Source organism: Rhodococcus sp. O3, from assembly GCF_048897285.1.
Lineage (GTDB): Bacteria > Actinomycetota > Actinomycetes > Mycobacteriales > Mycobacteriaceae > Rhodococcus.
In genome coordinates, this window is record NZ_JBMBTE010000104.1 from 1 (window position 1) to 17,256 (window position 17,256).

A 17,256-nucleotide genomic window follows, 5' to 3' on the forward strand; every position below is an offset into this window, starting at 1 on the left:
TCCCCTCTTCCGGCCCTACGGCCACTTCGGGTCGAAACGTCACTGTGACGTAAAAGTAGTGGGTTACGAGGCGCGGCGGAGACGCCGCAGCTGGCCGGCCAGGTATTGCCGGGCGCGTCGGTGTCCGCCCCTGTCGGCGAGTTCGGCGTCGAGTTCCTCGAGAAGCCGCGTGAGCAGAAGTTCGTCGGGTCTCCAGCCGTCGCGGCTCCGGCATCGGTCGAGCCAGTCGACCGGGCCGGTGTGGCCGCGGTCGGCGTTGCAGCGCGAGCAGGCGGCGGCCTCGTTGGCGACGGTGCTGGGGCCGCCCTTGAGGCGCGGCACCAGGTGTTCGGTGGTCGGTGGGATCAGCCGGCCGAAGCGGCGTCCGCACCACAGGCACCGGCCGTGCTGCCGGTCGACAGCGATGGCGAGGCGGGCGGTGCGGTCCACCTGTCGATGGTGACCGAACACCGAGCCGGACGCCAGCCGGGTAATCGGCCGGATGTCGTCGAAAGACACGGTCGTTGGACTCTGCCCCGGGGCGGTCGAATGGCGTTACGCTGGGCGCACTTTCAATGAAGGAGGGGCTTTTCCGTGAGTGACCACGAAGTGAAGATGATCGTGTTGTCGACCGACGACCTCGACGAGTCGATCAAGTTCTACAGCGAAACCCTGGGGATGGCACTCAAGTTCCGCGACGGCACGCATTTCGCTGCCCTCGACGGCGGTGGGGTGACCCTGGCGCTCGCGACCGCGGTCGATCATCCGATTCACGGGCAGGTGGTCGTCGGTATCAAGACCGCCGATGTGGACGCCGCGGCGAAGGCGATCGAGGAGGCCGGCGGCGGCATCGTGAAGGGCCCGTACGACGACGCGCACGAGCGTCGGGCCGTGGTGTACGACAACAAGGGCAACGGCCTGGTGTTCTACAGCCCGCTGAAGCGCTGACGTACCCCCGCACCCCCGGTCCGGTGACCTGCCGGATCGGGGGTGCGTGCGTTGTTGCACTGCGCTACGATCGGTAGCAGACTGCTACATCCACCCGATGTCTTGCGTCGGACCAGGAGGTTCGTGATGGCGCCCTACACCGACAAGGTCACCCGCTTCGACGCCGAGCTCGTCGACAGCGCCATCGCCGAGGGTGGCCGCCAGAACCGCACCGGACGCCAGCAACTCGAGTACTGGGCCCGCATCGGCCGGGCGATGACCGCCCACGAGACCGCGGCGCTGCGCCGCGTGCAGGAGGCCCTCGCCGGGAACCGGCCGACCACCGATCTCACCGTCGCCGAGGGACGGTTGTTCAACGCGGAGATCGACGCCCGCATCGCCGACGGTCTCGCGCACGCCGACTACGCCGGCACGCTCGCCGCGCGCGGCGTCACCACGGTGGTGCTCGACGACGAGGGCCGCCTCGTCGAGCAGCGCCCCGACGGCACGACGCGGGTGCTCGACGCCGAATGAGGCGTCTGGATCTGATCATCGGCCCGAACGGTGCCGGTAAGTCGACGTTCGTCGAGTTGACCCTCGCTCCCCTGCTGCCGCGCAGCGTGTTCGTCAACGCGGATGTGATCGCGCGGCAGAAGTGGCCGGATCGGGCCGAGGAGATGTCGTACGAGGCCGCGCAGCTGGCGGCCGCCGCGCGCGATCGGCTGCTCGAGCAGGGCCGCTCGTTCATCGCGGAGACGGTGTTCTCGCATCCGTCGAAGCTCGAGCTGATCGACCGGGCGCAGGCCGCGGGGTTCACCGTGGTGGTGCACGTGATGCTGGTGCCCGAGGCGATGTCGCTGCGGCGTGTGGCGTATCGGGTGGACGCCGGGGGCCATTCGGTGCCGGAGGACAAGATCCGCTCCCGGTATCGGCGGTTGTGGCCGCTGGTGGCCGAGGCGATCCGGCGCGCGGATCAGGCGACGGTGTACGACACCGCGGCGGGGACCCCGGCGGTGGTGGCCAGGTTCGCCGCCGGGGTCCCCGTGGGTGTTCTCCGCTGGCCCGGGTGGGTACCGGCGGAGCTGACCGAACTCGGATGAGCCGGATCCTGCGGCTCAGTCCTCCGCGCTGCGCGTGGTGAACGGCAGCACCAGCCGCGAGGGGTGCGCGGCGTCGCGGTAGATCTTGTGCGTGACCGGCCGGCCGACGGGCAGGTGGAAGGCGTCCGGCGGGAGCAGCGCGTTGTGTTCGTCGGCGAGCGGTTCGTTGTTCGACAGTTCCACGACGAGTTTGTGGCCCGGCATGAAGGTGTTCGCGAACGGGTAGAGCCGCAGCACGTATTCCTCGATGGTGCCGGGTTCGACGGGCACGGCGCGGGTGTGCGGGTGGACGGGGTTGCCGTCGGTGGTGCGCTCGTCGAGTTCGCGGTGGGAGGCCTTGAGGTAGCCGGTGGTGATCAGCTGCCGTTTGCCGTTGGGGGCGTAGTCCCACAGGCGGAGGATGAAGTTGGTGTCCGGCTGGTCGATCTCGGCGAAGAGGTGCGCGGCGCCGGTGCCGATCATCTCGGTGGGCTCCTCGAACACCGGGCTCTCCCATTTCAGGATCTCGACCGTGTCGGTGACGGTGAGCGGCGCCTGGTAGAAGCCGTCGGGGGCGGCATACTGCGGGCCCATCGGTTCGGGGTCGGTGGACAGCTTGCCGCGCGGGCGCAGGTACAGCGGCCGGTAGTCGATGTCCTTGGGCGGCCAGTGGTCGGCGGTGACGCGCCGGCGGGCGCCTTCGACGAAGACGTTCACGGCGGGTTCGTCCATGATGCCGTTGTCGATGCCCTTGATCCAGTAGTCGTACCAGCGGAACATCTTGTCGTGCTCTTCGATGAAGGGCCGCGACTGCATGGGCGGGTAGGGGCCGATGTCGAGCTTCTTCGGTCCCTGCAGGGCGTGGAACAGTTCGATGGTGCCGTCCATCGTCCAGCCGCGGCCCTGATCGATCTGCAGGTAGACGGGGATGTCGATGTTGCGGGCGAGGTTGACGGGGTTGCGTTCCTCGTACCAGTCGCCGTCGAGTTCGTTGGTGACGATGTCGAACCACGCCTCGTGGTGCTTGGGGTAGTTCAGCACGTGCACGAGGTTCGGCCAGGCCGCGACGTCGGGGTCGGCGAGGCGTTCGGCGACGCGCTTGTCGATCTCCTCCGGTGAGTAGGTCTCGAGCATGCGGGATTTGACGTGGTCGGTGAACGCCCAGCCGGAGTCGCCGCCGCGTCCTTCGCGGGCGGCGCGCGGCATGAACCACATGATGCCGCCGTGGTAGGTGGTCTCGTAGAAGTCGTAGTGGCCGCCGGAGACGAAGATCGCCTTGAGGTGCGGGGGGCGTTCCGCGGCGGCGAGGACCTGCATCGACCCGAAGTAGGAGATGCCGATCATGCCGACGTTGCCGTCGCACCAGGGCTGGGCGGCGACCCATTCGATGAAGTCGTAGGCGTCCTGGCCGAGCGGGACGCCGCCGGCGTTGTAGTTGCCGATGTGCTCGCCGTCGGAGGCTCCGGATCCGCGGAGGTCGCCGATGACGTGGACGTAGCCCTCGGACACGACGCGGGCGATGTCGCCGGCTTCGATGCAGCCGTCCCACATGGGGCTGGGCCGGCGCTGCGGCGGCGTCGTCAGGGCGAGGGCCTGCAGTTCCTTGCCGTAGGGGCTGAGGGCGACGAGGGCGGGGCGGGGCTTGTCGTCGACGCCCTCGTAGGTGTCCGCGGCCAATTCGACGCCGTCGCGCATCGGGATCCGCAGGTTCTTGCGGATACGGATGGTCTGCCCGCCCGCGTCGAATTCCTGGAGCTCGGCCATGAGTCTGCGATTCCTCTTCTGTGTCAGGACTTCTGGGTGTACTGGGTGCGGTAGCCGTGCAGCGTCGTGAAGAACGGAGACGGTTCGAGGGTGGGGTCGCCCCGGTAGCCGAGTTCGTCGGCGACGGGGTCGAACGGCGAGTACGCCGACTCGGTGTCGAGCAGGCCGCCGCACAGGCAGCGGTGCGCGGCGCCGCGCACTCCCCCTTCGATCTCGAGGCTTTCGCGCAGCGCCTCGGCCGCCTGGGTGCGGTCGAGTTCGACGCCGTAGGCGACCCCGTCGGCGCGCCGGTAGGGGTGTCCCAGGTACAGGTGCTGCGGATCGATCTCGTCGCGCAGGTACTGCAGGCTGGCCCGGTACGCCTCGGGGTCCTCGTAGCCGGGGAATCCGTTGGCGGCGCCGTGGACCTGCACGGCGTCGCCGACGAACACGTCGTTCTGTCCGTCGACGACGTACGCGACCGACCCGGCGGTGTGCCCGGGGATCGAGTGCACCGAGACGGTGACGTCGCCGCCGAGCGAGAGGGTTTCGCCGCCGCGCACGAGCATCGTCGGTTCCATCTCGCCGGAGATGACGGCCTGCGCCGCCGCGGTCACCGTGGCGGCCCCGTCCGGGTCGTTCAGGTATTTGCCGCGGGCCCCGAGGTATTCGTCGACGTGCGCCTGCCGCGAGCGCAGCAGATGGGCGTCGGCCTCGTGGATGACGACCTGGGCGCGGCGGCCGGTCGCCTCCCACAGGGCGTGCGCTCCCCCGATGTGGTCGATGTGGCCGTGGGTCAGCAGGATCCAGCGCACGTCCTCGATGCGGCGGCCGAGCGCCTCGAGCGCGGGGGCCATGCCCGCGGCCGGGGACGACGCGATGCCGGTGTCGACGAACGCGGGCTGTTCGGCGTCGATGAAGAACGTGTAGAGACCGAACCGGCCCCACGGCGAGACGATCGGGTGGATCTTCACCTCCGCCATGTCACGTGCCCTGCCGCAGGAAGTCCGCGGTCTCGTCGAAGACCTTCGCGAATTCGGGGATCCACGCGAAGTTCTGGACGAAGCCGTGGTTGGCGCCCGCGTACCGGCGGACCGTCACGGGCACACCGGCGTCGGCGAGCCGCGCGCCGTAGAGTTCGCCTTCGTCGCGCATCGGGTCGTATTCGGCGGTGACGATCAGCGCGGCCGGCAGCCCGGTCAGGTCGGCGCGTTTGATCGGTGAGACCCGCGGGTCGGCGGGGTCGGCGCCGCTGTCGAAATAGAAGGAGTTGAAGGCCGGCAGCCCGGCGGTTTCGACTCCGTAGCCTTCGGCGTTCTCGCGCAGGGATGGGTAGCGGTCGACGTCGAAGTCCAGGTCCAGCGACGGGTAGTACAGGATCTGGTGGGTGATGCGGTCGAAGCCCTGGTCGTGGGCGGCGGCCGCGACGGCGGCGACGAAGGTGCCGCCGGAGGAGTCCCCGGCGAGGGCGAGGGTGTCGCCGTTCCAGTGCAGGTCGTCGCCGTGGTCGGCGACCCAGCGGACGACGGTGAGGCAGTCGTCCAGGCCGGCGGGGAACGCCGCTTCGGGGGCGCGGCGGTAGCCGACGGAGACGACCGTGCAGCCGGTGGCCTTCGCGAGGTGGCGGGCGACGTGGTCGTGGGTGTCGAGGCTGCCGAGGAAGAACGCGCCGCCGTGGAAGTACACCAGGATGCCGTGGGTGTCGGCGGTGTCCGGGGTGTAGAGGCGGATGGGCACTCCGTCGGCGGTGGTGTCCTCGACGGCGTGCAGGGGCAGGCGCTCGGCGAGCGGCGGCACCTGGGCTTCCTCGACGGTGCGCAGGGCGGCCGGGTCGAGGGGCCCGGGCGGTGGGGCGGGCAGGGTCGCGAGGATCTTCGCGATCTCGGGGTGCAGTGCCATGGGTCAGGCCTGCGCTTCGGCGACGGGCTGCTGGGAGGCCGGCTTCTGGCCCGGGAACACGTCGCTGACCTCGTTCTCGGTCCAGCCCTGGCGGGAGATGCGTTGGAGTTCGTCGGTGACGGGCTTGCGTTCGGCCTGGTATCGGGCGAGCGCGGCCGGGGCGGTGTCGGCGGCGCGGAGGGCGTCGGCGAGGGCGCCGGCGTCGAGGATCGCGGAGTTCGCGCCCTGGCCCTGGTGGTGGAGCATGGAGTGGGCGGCGTCGCCGACGAGGACGACGGAGTCGGAGTGCCAGGTGGCGACGGGGTCGATGTCGTAGACGCCGCGGATGTTGACCTTGTCCATGTCGAGACCGGCGGTGATCGCGACGATGCGCTCGTCGAAGCCGTCGACGGTGGCGAGCATGTCGTCCTTGCTCACCTGCGGTGCCCAGTTGCTGTCGGGGCACAGGGCGGTGATGTCGAAGGAGACCTGGTTGCGGTGCCGCAGCGGCAGCAGGTACACCTTGGTGCCCTTGCCGATGTACATGCGCAGGTTGTCGTCGGTGACCATGCCGTGGGCGTCGGCGATGTCGATGACGGCGCGGTAGGCGCGTTCGCCGGAGAACACCGGTTCCTGGTCGCTGAACAGCTGCTTGCGGACGACGGACTTGATGCCGTCGGCACCGACGACGAGGTCGGCTTCGACGGTGGTGCCGTTGGTGAAGGTGAGGGCGGCCTTGTCGCCGCGGTCTTCGATGGTCTCGAGCTTGTGGCCGAGCTTGACCATGCCCTCGGGCAGCACGCCGACGAGGGCGTCGATGAAGTCGCCGCGGTGGATCAGGTAGGTGTTCTTCTGCTCGCCGTGCTCGGGCCAGCTGTCCTTCATGATGGGATCGCCGGTGGCGGTGAGGATCTCGAAGTAGTCGCTCGGGGAGCTGACGTTCGCGACGGCGTCGAAGATGCCCCACTCGTGGAAGCGTTCCATGCTCGACGGGCGCAGGCCGATGCCGGCGCCGACCTCGCGGATCTCGGGGGCCTGTTCGTAGACGGTGACGTTCGCGCCGAGCAGGCTCAGGGCCTTGGCGGCGGCGGCGCCGGCGTAGCCTGCGCCGACGATCGCGATGGTGAGGTTCTTCAGGTCGGAGGACTGCATGGGGGTCTCTCTCTGGGCGGGCGCGGTGCGCCGGAGGTGTGGGTCAGGCCTGGATGGTGAGGAAGTCGGCGGGGTTCTCGACGAACAGCTTGGTGATGGTGGCGTCGTCGAGGCCGGCTTCGCGCAGGTCCGGGATGAGGTCTTCGAACAGGTAGTTCACGGTGTGTCCCTTGACGCCGGGCCAGCCGAGTGGGCTGCAGTTGGCGTCGACTCCGGCGAGGGCCTGATCGAGGTGGCCGGCGTTCAGGAAGCGGAGGAAGTGGTCGAGGCGCTGTCGGCGGGGGCGGGCCCAGAACGGGGGGTCCTCGAGTTCGGTTTCGTAGCCGAAGGTGTCGAAGCCGACGCGGCCGCCCTGCTGGGCGATCCAGGTGTCGCGGGTCTTCTCGGCGTTGACGCCGTCGTCGGCGTGGCCGAACAGCACGCGGTGCAGCGGCAGGCCTTCCTCGGTGAAGATGGCGATGGCGTTCTCGGCGTCGATCGCGAGGTGGGTGAGGATCGGGACGCCGGTGGCGAGGGCGGCGCGGGCGGCGGCGCGGTAGATGCGCTTGTCGAGGTCGGTCATCTTGCCGCCGCGGCTGACCCCGACCTTGATGACGCCGGCGCGGCTGCCGGTGTCGCCGATGCCGACGGTGATCTCGTGCACGAACTGGCGGGTCAGGTAGTCGACGTCGGCGCGTTCGAAGAACGGCAGGGCGGTGTCGCCGCCGACGAAGCCGGTGCAGGCGATGATGTGCACGCCGGTCTTGGCGGACAGCGACTTGTAGTAGTCGATGTCGCGGCCGTTGCAGATGCCGGTGACGTCGACGAAGGTGCCGCCGCCGTATTCGTGGAACTTGCGCAGCTTGGGGACGGTTTCCTCGTAGCGGACCTCGGGGGTCTTCCACCACTTGGTGTCCAGTTCGGAGCCGGGCATGCCGTACCCGATGTGCTCGTGGATGGCGACGATGCCCAGTTCCTCGGGCGCGATCGGACCCAGGACGGTGTTGACTCTCGACACAGCAATTCCCCTTCGGGACGAAGATTTCGGTGGTGGGTGGTCGGCGCTCGCGCGGGTCAGCGCACGCCCAGCAGGTGCTGCGGGTTGGCGGTGAGGATGCGCTGCACGGTGTCGTCGGCGATGCCGGCCGCAGTCAGCTGCGGCACGAACCCGGTCAGCACGTGGCCGAACGGGATGTCCCGGGCGGGGTGGCCTTGCGCGACGCCGGTGGCGTTGGACGACAACAGGATCCGGTGGCCGACCCCGGCGTCGACGAGGGCGCGGACGAGGGCGGCGCGCTCGGCGTCGGAGAGGTGCTCGTCGTCCTCGGTGCCGACATGGTCGAGGGCGACGTAGGCGCCGCGTCGGGCGATCTCGGCGACAACGCCGGCGGCGACCGCGTCGCGGCGGTCCAGGCCGCCGACGACGATGCGGTCGGCGGGCAGGTTCTCGTCGAGGGCGATGTCCAGGTCGGCGACCGCGTCCTTGCCGTAGCGCAGCGACACGGCGACGCCGGTGTCGCGTCCGGCGCGGGCGGCGCCGCGGAACAGGCTCTCCTCGGTGGCGGTCATGCCGTCCGGGTTGGCGGCGGTGGCGACCAGGCCGGCGGGGCCGCGGCGCTCGACGCGGGGCACGACCATGCCCTCGGTGATCTCCTGGGTGAACAGGTCGGCGAACTTGTCCGCGGGCCACGGGGTGGGCGGGTTGGTCTGCGGGGTGAGGAAGTAGCCGCCGAGCAGGTTCTCCGGGCCGAGTCCGGCGGAGGCGACGATGTGCACTCCGGAAGCGCGGGAGAGGTTTTCGTACAGGGGCACGTCGCGGCCGTGGAACATGCCGGTGGCGTCGACGAGGGTGCCGCCGCCCGCGGCGCGGAAGTCGCGGAGCTTGGTGAGCAGCGTGGTGAAGATGTCGGCGCGGTCGAAGTCGATGTCGTGGGCGTGCTGGGCGCCGGGCAGCACCGAGAGCAGGGCCTCGTGGACGGCGACGACACCGAGTTCGGCGGCGGGCACCGGGCCGAGAACGGTGTGGACGGTGGGGGTCGCGGTCGCGGGGCCGGTCATCGGCACTTCCTTTCGTCGACGTCGCACGGCAGACGTCCGTGGTGTGAGTCACCGTACGGATTAGGATTACACAGTGTCAAGTGACTTTTCGAATAGAAATGTCACCGTACCCATTGGTAAGTCGGGTTCGCCGCTAGGATTCCTGTTCATGTCACTTCGTGCCGCGCAGAAGCAGATGACCTACGAGCTTTTCCTCGCCAAGGCGCTCGAGTTGTTCGGCACCAAGGGCTACGCCGCGACCACCATCGACGACATCGCCACCGCCGCGGGCTCCACCCGCACCACCTTCTACCTGCACTTCTCGTCGAAGGCCGAGGTGATGAGCGCGCTGCTGACCAAGGTCGACTCGATCCTCACCGCGGCCGACGACCCGTCGCTCACCGCCGTGGTCGCGTCCGGCTCGCGCGCGCTGATCCACCAGTGGCTCGACCGCAAACTCACCCAGTGGGACGAGATCAAGCCCTACATGACGGCCTCCTACCAGGCCGCGCACGACCCGGTCGTGGCCGCGAAGACCGAGCAGTGGTTCGAGGACGCGGTCACCGACATGACCGAAGGGCTGAACCAGGCCGGGCGGCTGGACCCGGACCGGCGGCGCATCCGGTGTGTCCTCGCCTTCGGGCAGCTCGAACACATGTCCCGGCGCTACTTCTCCATCGGCTGGCGCACCCCGCGCGAGATCTGCCTCGAGGAACTGACCGACTCGTGGTGCTATCTGCTCGGCGCCCAGGACTGAGCGGGCGGCTGCGCGCGTCAGCGCACGTCAGCGCCGGCGTCGAAATCGGTGGCGGCGACCAGGATCTCGCGCAACCAGCCGATGAACTCGGTGTCGGCCAGGCGCGGATTCCACACCATGTCGATGCCCAGCGGCGGCACCGGCAGCGGGAATTCCTCGATGCGCAGCGGCATCTGGCGGCGCATCTGCATCGCGACCCGGTAGGTGTGGATCGCGACCCCACCGGCGCGTCCCACCAGATGTGGCACCAGCAGGAAGTCGGAGACCAGCCGGCCGATGCCGTAGGGCACCCCGGCCGCGTCCAGCGCCGCGTAGGGGGTGATGCGGTGCCGCGCGTCGTAGGCGGTGTGCGGCACCGACTCCAGCAGCTCGAGCGCCGAGGCGTCCGGGGCGGTGTCGGGATGGGCGACGACCACCCACCGGTTCTCGTAGAGCCGCTCGCGCGGATAGGGCGCGGTGAACGCCTCCGACACCAGCACCACGTCCACCCCGTCGTCGGTGAAATCGGCCGGTTGCGGCTCGACGAAGGTGCGCAGCCGCACCGTCGCGTGCGGGGCCCGCTGCGCGATCAGCCGCGTCAGTTCCGGGCCCACCACGAAGGCGGTGCTGTTGGTCATCGCCAGCGTGATGGTGCGGGTGTCCCGGGCCGGGTCGAAGCGGGGGAAGTTCACCACCCGCGCGGTCTGCCGCAGCATCTCCCGCAGCGGCGCGATCAGCTCGTGAGCACGGGGGGTGAGCGCCAGCCCGCTCCCCTGCCGCACCACCAGCTCGTCGCCGATCAACCGGCGCATCCGCCCCAGGGCGTGGCTCATCGCCGGTTGCGTCATCCCGACCCGCGCGGCGGCGCGGGTGACCGAGCGTTCCTCGAGCACCGCCAGCAGCGGAACCAGCAGGTTGAGGTTGATCGCGGCCAGCCGCGCGAGGTCGGGATCGGCGGGGTGCTCCGGGGGTGGATTCACCCACACGAATCTAGCCGGACGCCGTGACCGTGCCGGGGAGCTGTCCGGTGGCCGCGGCGCGCCGCAACCGCGGGATCGGGATGCGGTGGTTGATCGCCACCGCCACCCCGGCGCCGTCCGGGTGCCGCCAGTGCAGCAGCGCCGGCCCGTGCGGGTCGTCGGCTGTGTCGTTGCCGAGGAGGAATGTCGGGTCCCCGTCGACCGGCAGACGGCCGATCGCCTTGAGATGCAGCCCGAACTGTTCGGTCCAGAAGTACGGGTCGGTGTCGAACTCGGGGGCGTCGTCCCCGCGCAGCAGCGCGACGGCCGCGACCCGGGCCTGCTCGATCGCGCTGTTCCACAACGGGATCCGGCGCACTATCCCGCGGATCGGCAGGTGCGCGACGTCCCCGGCGGCGACGATGCCCGGCGCGACCCGGCCGCGAGAGTCGGCGATCAGCCGTCCGCCGGTGAGCAGCCCGGAATCGTGCAGCCACTCGACGTTGGGGATGTCGCCGATCGCGGCGACCACCAGTTCGGCGGTCACGCGGGTGCCGGCGTCGAGGGTCACCGTGCCGGCGTCGAGCCCGATGGCGGTGCCGGAGACGATCTTCACCCCCGCCGCGGTCGCGGCGCCGGTGAACAGCTCGGCCAGATACGGCCCGAACTGCGGCAACATCGGCGCGGTGTCGGCCACGACGGTGACCTCGCAGCCGGCCTGCGCGGCGGCGGAGGCGACCTCCATGCCGAGCGGACCGGCGCCGACCACCGCCACCGACGGGCGGGCGGTGAGCCGCTCACGCAGCAGCAACGCGTCGTCGAGGGTGCGCAACACCAGCGCCCCGTTACCGAGCGGCCGCGGCCGGGCGCCGGTGGCGACGACGAGCCCGTCGAAGGGCAGGTCGGTGCCGTCGTCGAGCCGCACCCGCCGCGCGTCCACGTCCAGGCCCACCGCGGCGACCCCGAGCAACTCGGTGGCGCCGTGCGCAGGGGCGGCGAGTTCGTGCGAGCCACCGTCGGTGAGCAACGCCTTCGACAGCGCGGGCCGCGAGTAGGCGGGCACCGATTCGTCGCCGACGACGGTCAGCTCCCCGTCGAAGCCGGCGGTGCGCAGGCTGTCGCAGGCGGTCTGCCCGGCGATACCGTTGCCCACCACGACGATCCGGTCGATACCCGGGGTCCGGTCGGTGCTCATGCGAGCTTCAGGGCGGCGACGGGGCACACGCGCACGGCGGCACCGGCGGCCGCGGCCCGCGGATCGCCGTCGTCCAGTTCTTCGACGTCGAGGACCAGTTCGCCGTCGTCGTCGAGGTGCATCAGCCCGGGCGCGGCCTCTTCGCACAGTCCGTGGCCTTCGCAGCGGGGGCGGTCGAGGGTGATCTTCATGAGGGGACAACCTCCAGGATCTCGAGTGCGTCGATGGAGCGGGTGGTGTTGCTGGGCAGCCGGATCGGGTCGGCGGCGACCAGGCGGCGGGCGTGCCGGGCGAGGGCGGCGATGATCGCGTGCGCTTCGAGCCGGGCCAGGCCCTGCCCGGCGCAGCCGTGCGGGCCGTATCCGAAGGACAGGTGGTCGACCGGGTTGCGCTGGACCCGGAAGGTGTCCGGATCGTCGTAGTGCCGCGGGTCGCGGTTGCCGGCGCCGAGCAGCACCGCGGCCTGCGCCCCGGCCGGGATCAGGTGGCCGTCGATCTCGACGTCCCGGGTGACCGCGCGGCCCCAGGCGTGCAGTGGCGCCCAGTAGCGCAGCACCTCCGCGAACGCGGCCGGCACCAGCGTCGGGTCGGCGCGCACGAGGTCGAACTGGTCGGGGAACGTCGCGAACAGGGCGATCAGGTTGCCGATCGAGGCGATGGTGGTGTCCACCCCGGCGCCGAGATACTGGTGGATGATGTGCCCGGCGCTGCCGGCGGGGATGGCGCCGCGCGCCTCGGCGTCGAAGATGCCGCGGCCGACCGAGCCGGGGGTCAGGTCCTCGGCCTGCACCTGGGAGCACCAGGCGTACAGCTCCCCCGCGATGGGGAAGTTCTCGGCGGTGCGGTGGTTCATCGGGCCGAGGACCTCCATGGCGGCCTGCCCCCAGCGGAGCATGTTGGCGCGGACCTCCCCGGTGAAGCCGATGAGGTCGGCGACGACCTCGAGCGGGAAGGCGCGGGCGAGGGCGTCGATGGCCTCGAACGAGCCCTTCTTCACCAGGTCGGCGACGAGGGCGTCGGCCTTGGTCTCGATGCCGGTCTCGAGGCCGCGCAGGGCCCGCGGCGAGAGGTTCTCGGTGAGGGTGGCGCGCAGTTCGGTGTGGATCGGCGGGTCGGAGGCCAGGGAGGTGCCCTGGAGGGCCTCGTTGGCGGCCGGGTTGAAGGCGATGCTGCGGGAGGAGAAGGTCGCGGTGTCGGCGAGGGCGCCGCGGATGACGTCGTAGCGGGTCAGGGCGTAGACGTCGTGGGCGGGCAGGTACACCACCGGGCCGAGTTCCCGCAGTTCGGTGAAGGCGGGATAGGGGTCGGTGAGGATCTCGTCGGCGAACAGGTCGAGGTCGGAGCGCGGAGGGCTGGTGCTCATGCCTCCAGTGAAGAGGCCACCGTCACATAATTCCAATTCATAAACCACATGGAAGTTCATGCATGTGGTTCATGTGCTGTCGGCTGTGCTGCCCCGGGCCGGCAGGTCGGCCCGGCATCCGGCTCAGGACGTGGCCAGGGTCGGTCGCAGCTCGTCCGCGTAGAACCGGAAGAACCCGTCGACGTCCGGCCCGGCGTTCACCAGCGCCAGGTGGTCGAACCCGGCGTCCGCGTAGCCGCGGATCTTCTCCAGGTGCCGGTCGGGGTCGGGGCCGTACCCGAAGCTGTCGGCGAGGTCCGACTCGCGGACCGTCGAGGCGGCCGCCTCGAAGTTCACCGGATTCGGCAACTCGGCCTGCACCTTCCAGCCCGCCGCCGAGAACCGGAACAGCGTGTGCGCCGAGGCCAGCGCCGCCTCCTCCGTCGGCGCCCACGCCAGGGACACCTCGCCGTAGCGCGGCCCGGTTCCCCCGGCCTGCCGGTACGCGGCGATCAGATCGGGGTCCGCTTCCGTCGCGAACAGGCCGTCGCCGAGTTCGGCGGCGGTCGTCACCGCAGGCCCGCCCGAGCCGGCGACCACGATCGGCGGCAGCTCGTCGGGCAGGTCGAACACCCGCGCGTCCTCGAGCCGGATGTGACGGCCGTCGTAGCTGTGGTAGCCGCCGCTCCACAACAACCGGATCACCTCGATCGATTCGCGGAGCATCTGCGTCCGGGTCGCGGCGGCCGGCCAGCCACGCGCCACCACGTGTTCGTTGAGGTTTTCGCCGCTGCCCAGGCCCAACACGAACCGGCCGTCGGACAGAAGCGCCGTGGTGGCGGCGGCCTGCGCGATGATCGCCGGATGGTAGCGCAGGAACGGGCAGGTCACGCCGGTGGCCAGCCCGAGGGTGGAGGTCTTCGCGGCGATCGAGCCGAGGATCGACCAGGCGAAGCCCGAATGGTTCTGGTCGTGCAGCCACGGGTGGTAGTGGTCGCTGATCTCGACGAAGTCGAAGCCGGCTTCCTCGGCGCGCACCGCCTGGCGCACCAGCTCGGTCGGTGAGTACGCCTCCGCGAACAGTTTGTATCCGATCTTCACGCCCGTCTCCGTTCGTTCCCGCCGCGCGGATCCGCCGCGCACACGAATCGTCCGTGTGATGCGGCTACCCGCGACGGCGGTCTACGAACCCGGCGCGGTCAGTGCGGCACGAAGGTGCCGTGGAAGGTCATCGGCACGTGGTGGCGCAACCCGAGGGTCGCGACCGGGCCGGCGTCGGGACGGTCGGCGGGCAGGATCAGCACCCGGGAGCGGCGTTCGGCGGCGCTGTGCTGGACGGTGAGCAGCCAGCCGTCGCCCTCGGTGTCCGAGGCGGGCGCGAACAGCGGCTCGCATACCGTGTCGCCGGGGTTGCCGACGAACCGCCGGGTGGTGCCGGTGGTGTGGTCGACGGTGGCGATCGAGTCGGGGTCGCCGCCGCGGACCGAGGCCTCGGCCAGGTAGGTGTAGCGGTGCGCGGTGGTGGTGCGCCGCGGGTCGAGCTGCGGGAATTCGCAGCCGCGGTCGCCGAGGACCTCGCGGGTGATGCGGCGGTTGCGCCGGTCGATGCGCAGGCGGGTGAGGATGCCGCCGAAGGCCGGTCCGGCGTTGCCGCGGTAGTCGCGCAGGTGCCGGTTCCAGTGTTCCCAGCCCGGGTCCGGGTCGTGGGCGACCACGTCGACGACCGTGGTGGTGTCGTCGTCCTCGTAGGCGTTGGTGATGTGGAAGTGGAACAGCGCGGGGTGGTCGATCTGCACGGGCCGGCCGCCGTCGCGCGGCACCAGCACCACGGTGGTGCCCTTCTCCGGCGTGAACGTCAGGGCGTGGTCCATGGACCGCAGCCCGAGCAGCATCGACACCGGGCGGGCCACGATCAGCGGATCGACGACGAACACCAGGTGGCGTGCGGTGAGCGCGAAGTCGTGCACGAACGCCGGTTTCGGGATGGGGAACGCGGCGATCTCGGTGAACGCGCCGCGCGGGGTGCGCCGGTAGCAGCGGATCAGCGGCCGCGGGTAGAAATCGAGGCCGAAGTTGTAGAGGTCCCCGGTGTGCGGGTCGATCTTGGGGTGGGCGGAGAAGGCGCCGAGTCGTTTGAGGCGGCCGCCGAAGTCCTCGACGCCGAGGGTGTCGAGGGTGGCCGGGTCGAGGGCGTGCGGTTTGCCGCCCTCCCACAGCGCGTAGAGGCGGTCGCCGTGCCGGATGGCGTTGGTGTTGGCCATGTTCGCCGGGAAGCGCAGCGCGTTGGCGAGCGGCCCGCCGCGGCGGGGGGTGCCGAATCCGCGGGGCATCTCGGCGGTGCGGTTGCTGCGCCGGTAGCTGCGGGTGCGCACGTACCGGTTGCGGAAGCCGATGCCGTCGTCGTCGATGTGCAGCCGCGAGATCATGCCGTCGCCGTCGAAGATGTGCTCGACCGGGTGGCCGGCGACGTCGAGGCGGCCCGGTCCGATGCGGTAGAGGGTGCCGCGCAGCCCGTCGGGGATGCGGCCGGTGATCTCGTCGACGGTGTAGTCGTGTTCGCGGTGCAGGGAATCCCACGGGGAGCTGCCGAGCGGTGCGGTGCGGTGGACCCCGGAGCCGGGTGCGGCAGTCATGGAGAAAATGTCCCACCCTGAAACACGTTCCTCAATTGTGTTTCATCACAGGGGTGTGCGCTGCCGCACCGGTGTGCCCAAATGGCGGCTCCCACCGCCACAAAGGCACACGGGCGCGTCAGCGCCCGTGTGCCTCAGCGCCGCGGGGTGCCGACTTCGCCGCGACCCCAGTGCCGGAACGCGCTGTCGCTCTCCTCGAGCCGGGCCGCGAGCACCGCGACGATCGTCTCCACCGCCCGCGGCGAGACCATCTCGTGGTGCTCGCAGTCGAGCCGGTACTGGTGGATCTCGCCGGAGACCACGTTGTGCCAGGCGGCGACCGCGGGGATCGACGCCGCCGATCGGCTGGCGGTGAAGAACAGCACGTCCCCGTCGAAGGTGTCCGGGGAATGCCGCCGGGCCGCGCGGGACGCCTCGGTGGATCCGGAGTGGATGCGCTCGAGGTGAGCGGCGGTCAGGCCGGTGCTGCCGCCGAGCGACTCGTCGAGGATCGCCGCGGCCCGCTCGAAGGTCGGTTCGGGGCCGCCGTTGACCGATACGCCCAGGTCCCGGAGCATGTCCTTGACCCCGACCGCGGGGGCGCCGCCGGGGGTCGCGAGGTGGCTGTCGAGCAGCGCGAGGGTGTCGACGACCTCCCCGGCGCGGCGCAGTTCCACCGCGACGGCGTGCGCGATGACCCCGCCCAGGGACCAGCCCAGCAGGTGGTACGGCCCGTGCGGCTGCACCCGCCGGATCTCCTGCACGTACCGGTGGGCGAGCGCCCGGATGGTGTCGGTGCGTCCCTCCCCGCTCAGCGCCGGCAGCTGCAGCCCGTACACCGGCCGGTGCCCGTCCAGGCGCTGCGCGAGCGGGGCGTAGGCCCAGGACAGGCCGGCCGCCGGATGCACGCAGAACAGCGCCGGGCCGGTGCCCTCGCGCAGCTGCACCAGCACCCGCAGCGCGTCGTCGACGGTCGCCGGTTCACCGGGTTCGGTCAGGTGCGCGGCCAGGTCCGCCGCGGTGGGATGCACGAAGATCGCCTGCAGCGGCACCCGCCGGCCCAGACGTTCCCCGAGCGCCGGGAGCATGCGGGTGGCCAGCAGCGAGGTGCCGCCCAGGTCGAAGAACCCGTCGTCGACCGACACCCGCTCCAGGCCCAGGTGTTCGGCGAAGACCTCGGCGACGATCCGTTCCAGCTCGTTCTCCGGGGCCCGGTAGCGGCCGGTGGCGGTACCGAAGTCCGGGGCCGGCAGCGCCCGGCGGTCGAGCTTGCCGGCCGGGGTCAGCGGGATCTCGTCGAGCACGACCACCGCCGTCGGCACCATGTGCGACGGAAGCTGCTGCGCCACATGCACTTTCAGTTCGGCGGGGTTGGGTGCGGTGTCCGGGGCGCAGCGCACGTAGGAGACCAGCACGGTCTGCCCGGACGGGGCGGTGTGCCCGACGGTGTGCGCGAACACCACCTGCTCGTGGCTGCCGAGCGCGGCGTCGATCTCGCCCAGTTCGATGCGGAACCCGCGCACCTTGACCTGGAAGTCGGAGCGGCCCACGTACTCGAGGTCCCGCTCGTGCGTCCAGCGGACGATGTCGCCGGTGCGGTACATCCGCTGCCCCGGCACGTGCGGGTCGGCGACGAAC

The 17,256-nt window shown here is 70.8% G+C and carries 18 protein-coding genes; 4 read left to right on the forward strand and 14 right to left on the reverse strand.

Annotated elements, in window-relative coordinates:
• Positions 1-63 precede the first annotated feature (63 nt).
• The gene (locus ACN675_RS22260) at positions 64-429 is read right to left on the reverse strand and encodes an HNH endonuclease (protein WP_420752908.1); all 366 of its coding nucleotides are present in this window, start codon (positions 427-429) and stop codon (positions 64-66) included.
• A 144-nt stretch (positions 430-573) separates the two neighbouring features.
• On the opposite strand from ACN675_RS22260, the gene ACN675_RS22265 reads away from it, so the two are divergent.
• The 3 genes from ACN675_RS22265 (at position 574) to ACN675_RS22275 (ending at position 2,006) form a co-directional block, all read left to right on the forward strand.
• The gene (locus ACN675_RS22265) at positions 574-927 is read left to right on the forward strand and encodes a VOC family protein (RefSeq protein WP_248676617.1); all 354 of its coding nucleotides are present in this window, start codon (positions 574-576) and stop codon (positions 925-927) included.
• 126 nt (positions 928-1,053) lie between these two features.
• Positions 1,054-1,440, forward strand: a complete 387-nt coding sequence (locus ACN675_RS22270) for a TA system antitoxin ParD family protein (RefSeq protein WP_420752909.1) — start codon at positions 1,054-1,056, stop codon at positions 1,438-1,440.
• Positions 1,437-2,006, forward strand: coding sequence for a zeta toxin family protein (locus tag ACN675_RS22275; RefSeq protein WP_420752910.1), 570 nt, complete (start codon positions 1,437-1,439; stop codon positions 2,004-2,006). The genes ACN675_RS22270 and ACN675_RS22275 overlap by 4 nt, the downstream gene beginning before the upstream one ends.
• A 15-nt stretch (positions 2,007-2,021) precedes the next feature.
• Here ACN675_RS22275 and ACN675_RS22280 read toward each other — a convergent pair whose 3' ends face one another.
• From ACN675_RS22280 to ACN675_RS22305, 6 genes are read right to left on the reverse strand one after another with little or no spacing between them, the layout of a single operon-like run.
• The gene (locus ACN675_RS22280) at positions 2,022-3,749 is read right to left on the reverse strand and encodes a CocE/NonD family hydrolase (protein WP_420752911.1); all 1,728 of its coding nucleotides are present in this window, start codon (positions 3,747-3,749) and stop codon (positions 2,022-2,024) included.
• A 23-nt stretch (positions 3,750-3,772) separates the two neighbouring features.
• Positions 3,773-4,711 (reverse strand): MBL fold metallo-hydrolase, encoded by a 939-nt coding sequence (locus tag ACN675_RS22285; RefSeq protein ID WP_420752912.1) that lies wholly within the window; start codon positions 4,709-4,711, stop codon positions 3,773-3,775.
• Position 4,712: 1 nt separating this feature from the next.
• Positions 4,713-5,627: an alpha/beta hydrolase gene (locus tag ACN675_RS22290; RefSeq protein WP_420752913.1), complete on the reverse strand. Its 915-nt coding sequence runs from the start codon at positions 5,625-5,627 to the stop codon at positions 4,713-4,715.
• Between the two features lie 3 nt (positions 5,628-5,630).
• Positions 5,631-6,758: an FAD-dependent monooxygenase gene (locus tag ACN675_RS22295; RefSeq protein ID WP_420752914.1), complete on the reverse strand. Its 1,128-nt coding sequence runs from the start codon at positions 6,756-6,758 to the stop codon at positions 5,631-5,633.
• A 43-nt stretch (positions 6,759-6,801) separates the two neighbouring features.
• On the reverse strand, positions 6,802-7,755 hold the full coding sequence (locus tag ACN675_RS22300) for a phosphotriesterase family protein (RefSeq protein WP_420752915.1): 954 nt from the start codon (positions 7,753-7,755) through the stop codon (positions 6,802-6,804).
• 56 nt (positions 7,756-7,811) lie between these two features.
• Entirely contained in the window at positions 7,812-8,795 is a 984-nt protein-coding gene (locus ACN675_RS22305) for a phosphotriesterase (RefSeq protein ID WP_420752916.1), read from the reverse strand.
• A gap of 148 nt (positions 8,796-8,943) precedes the next feature.
• On the opposite strand from ACN675_RS22305, the gene ACN675_RS22310 reads away from it, so the two are divergent.
• Positions 8,944-9,531, forward strand: coding sequence for a TetR/AcrR family transcriptional regulator (locus tag ACN675_RS22310; RefSeq protein WP_420752917.1), 588 nt, complete (start codon positions 8,944-8,946; stop codon positions 9,529-9,531).
• Between the two features lie 17 nt (positions 9,532-9,548).
• On the opposite strand, the gene ACN675_RS22315 is transcribed toward ACN675_RS22310, so the two are convergent.
• The 7 genes from ACN675_RS22315 to ACN675_RS22345 form a co-directional block, all read right to left on the reverse strand.
• Entirely contained in the window at positions 9,549-10,490 is a 942-nt protein-coding gene (locus ACN675_RS22315) for a LysR family transcriptional regulator (protein ID WP_420752918.1), read from the reverse strand.
• Between the two features lie 10 nt (positions 10,491-10,500).
• Positions 10,501-11,664, reverse strand: coding sequence for an NAD(P)/FAD-dependent oxidoreductase (locus ACN675_RS22320; RefSeq protein WP_420752919.1), 1,164 nt, complete (start codon positions 11,662-11,664; stop codon positions 10,501-10,503).
• Positions 11,661-11,855, reverse strand: a complete 195-nt coding sequence (locus tag ACN675_RS22325; RefSeq protein ID WP_420752920.1) for a ferredoxin — start codon at positions 11,853-11,855, stop codon at positions 11,661-11,663. Before ACN675_RS22325 ends, ACN675_RS22320 begins: the two co-directional genes overlap by 4 nt.
• On the reverse strand, positions 11,852-13,027 hold the full coding sequence (locus ACN675_RS22330) for a cytochrome P450 (RefSeq protein ID WP_420752921.1): 1,176 nt from the start codon (positions 13,025-13,027) through the stop codon (positions 11,852-11,854). Before ACN675_RS22330 ends, ACN675_RS22325 begins: the two co-directional genes overlap by 4 nt.
• Before the next feature lie 123 nt (positions 13,028-13,150).
• Positions 13,151-14,107 carry a TIGR03557 family F420-dependent LLM class oxidoreductase gene (locus tag ACN675_RS22335; RefSeq protein WP_420752922.1) on the reverse strand — a complete coding sequence of 319 codons (957 nt, stop codon included), beginning with the start codon at positions 14,105-14,107 and terminating at the stop codon, positions 13,151-13,153.
• Between the two features lie 98 nt (positions 14,108-14,205).
• Positions 14,206-15,639 (reverse strand): carotenoid oxygenase family protein, encoded by a 1,434-nt coding sequence (locus ACN675_RS22340; protein ID WP_420752923.1) that lies wholly within the window; start codon positions 15,637-15,639, stop codon positions 14,206-14,208.
• Between the two features lie 134 nt (positions 15,640-15,773).
• Positions 15,774-17,256 (reverse strand): thioesterase domain-containing protein (locus ACN675_RS22345; protein WP_420752924.1); only part of this gene is annotated, 1,483 nt, incomplete at its 5' end.

Coding starts and splice junctions, on each gene's coding strand:
- ACN675_RS22320 (WP_420752919.1), bottom strand. CDS start 11,664: ATGAGCACCGACCGGACCCCGGGTATCGACCGGATCGTCGTGGTGGGC.
- ACN675_RS22280 (WP_420752911.1), bottom strand. CDS start 3,749: ATGGCCGAGCTCCAGGAATTCGACGCGGGCGGGCAGACCATCCGTATC.
- ACN675_RS22325 (WP_420752920.1), bottom strand. CDS start 11,855: ATGAAGATCACCCTCGACCGCCCCCGCTGCGAAGGCCACGGACTGTGC.
- ACN675_RS22330 (WP_420752921.1), bottom strand. CDS start 13,027: ATGAGCACCAGCCCTCCGCGCTCCGACCTCGACCTGTTCGCCGACGAG.
- ACN675_RS22305 (WP_420752916.1), bottom strand. CDS start 8,795: ATGACCGGCCCCGCGACCGCGACCCCCACCGTCCACACCGTTCTCGGC.
- ACN675_RS22295 (WP_420752914.1), bottom strand. CDS start 6,758: ATGCAGTCCTCCGACCTGAAGAACCTCACCATCGCGATCGTCGGCGCA.
- ACN675_RS22340 (WP_420752923.1), bottom strand. CDS start 15,639: ATGACTGCCGCACCCGGCTCCGGGGTCCACCGCACCGCACCGCTCGGC.
- ACN675_RS22310 (WP_420752917.1), top strand. CDS start 8,944: ATGTCACTTCGTGCCGCGCAGAAGCAGATGACCTACGAGCTTTTCCTC.
- ACN675_RS22270 (WP_420752909.1), top strand. CDS start 1,054: ATGGCGCCCTACACCGACAAGGTCACCCGCTTCGACGCCGAGCTCGTC.
- ACN675_RS22290 (WP_420752913.1), bottom strand. CDS start 5,627: ATGGCACTGCACCCCGAGATCGCGAAGATCCTCGCGACCCTGCCCGCC.
- ACN675_RS22275 (WP_420752910.1), top strand. CDS start 1,437: ATGAGGCGTCTGGATCTGATCATCGGCCCGAACGGTGCCGGTAAGTCG.
- ACN675_RS22285 (WP_420752912.1), bottom strand. CDS start 4,711: ATGGCGGAGGTGAAGATCCACCCGATCGTCTCGCCGTGGGGCCGGTTC.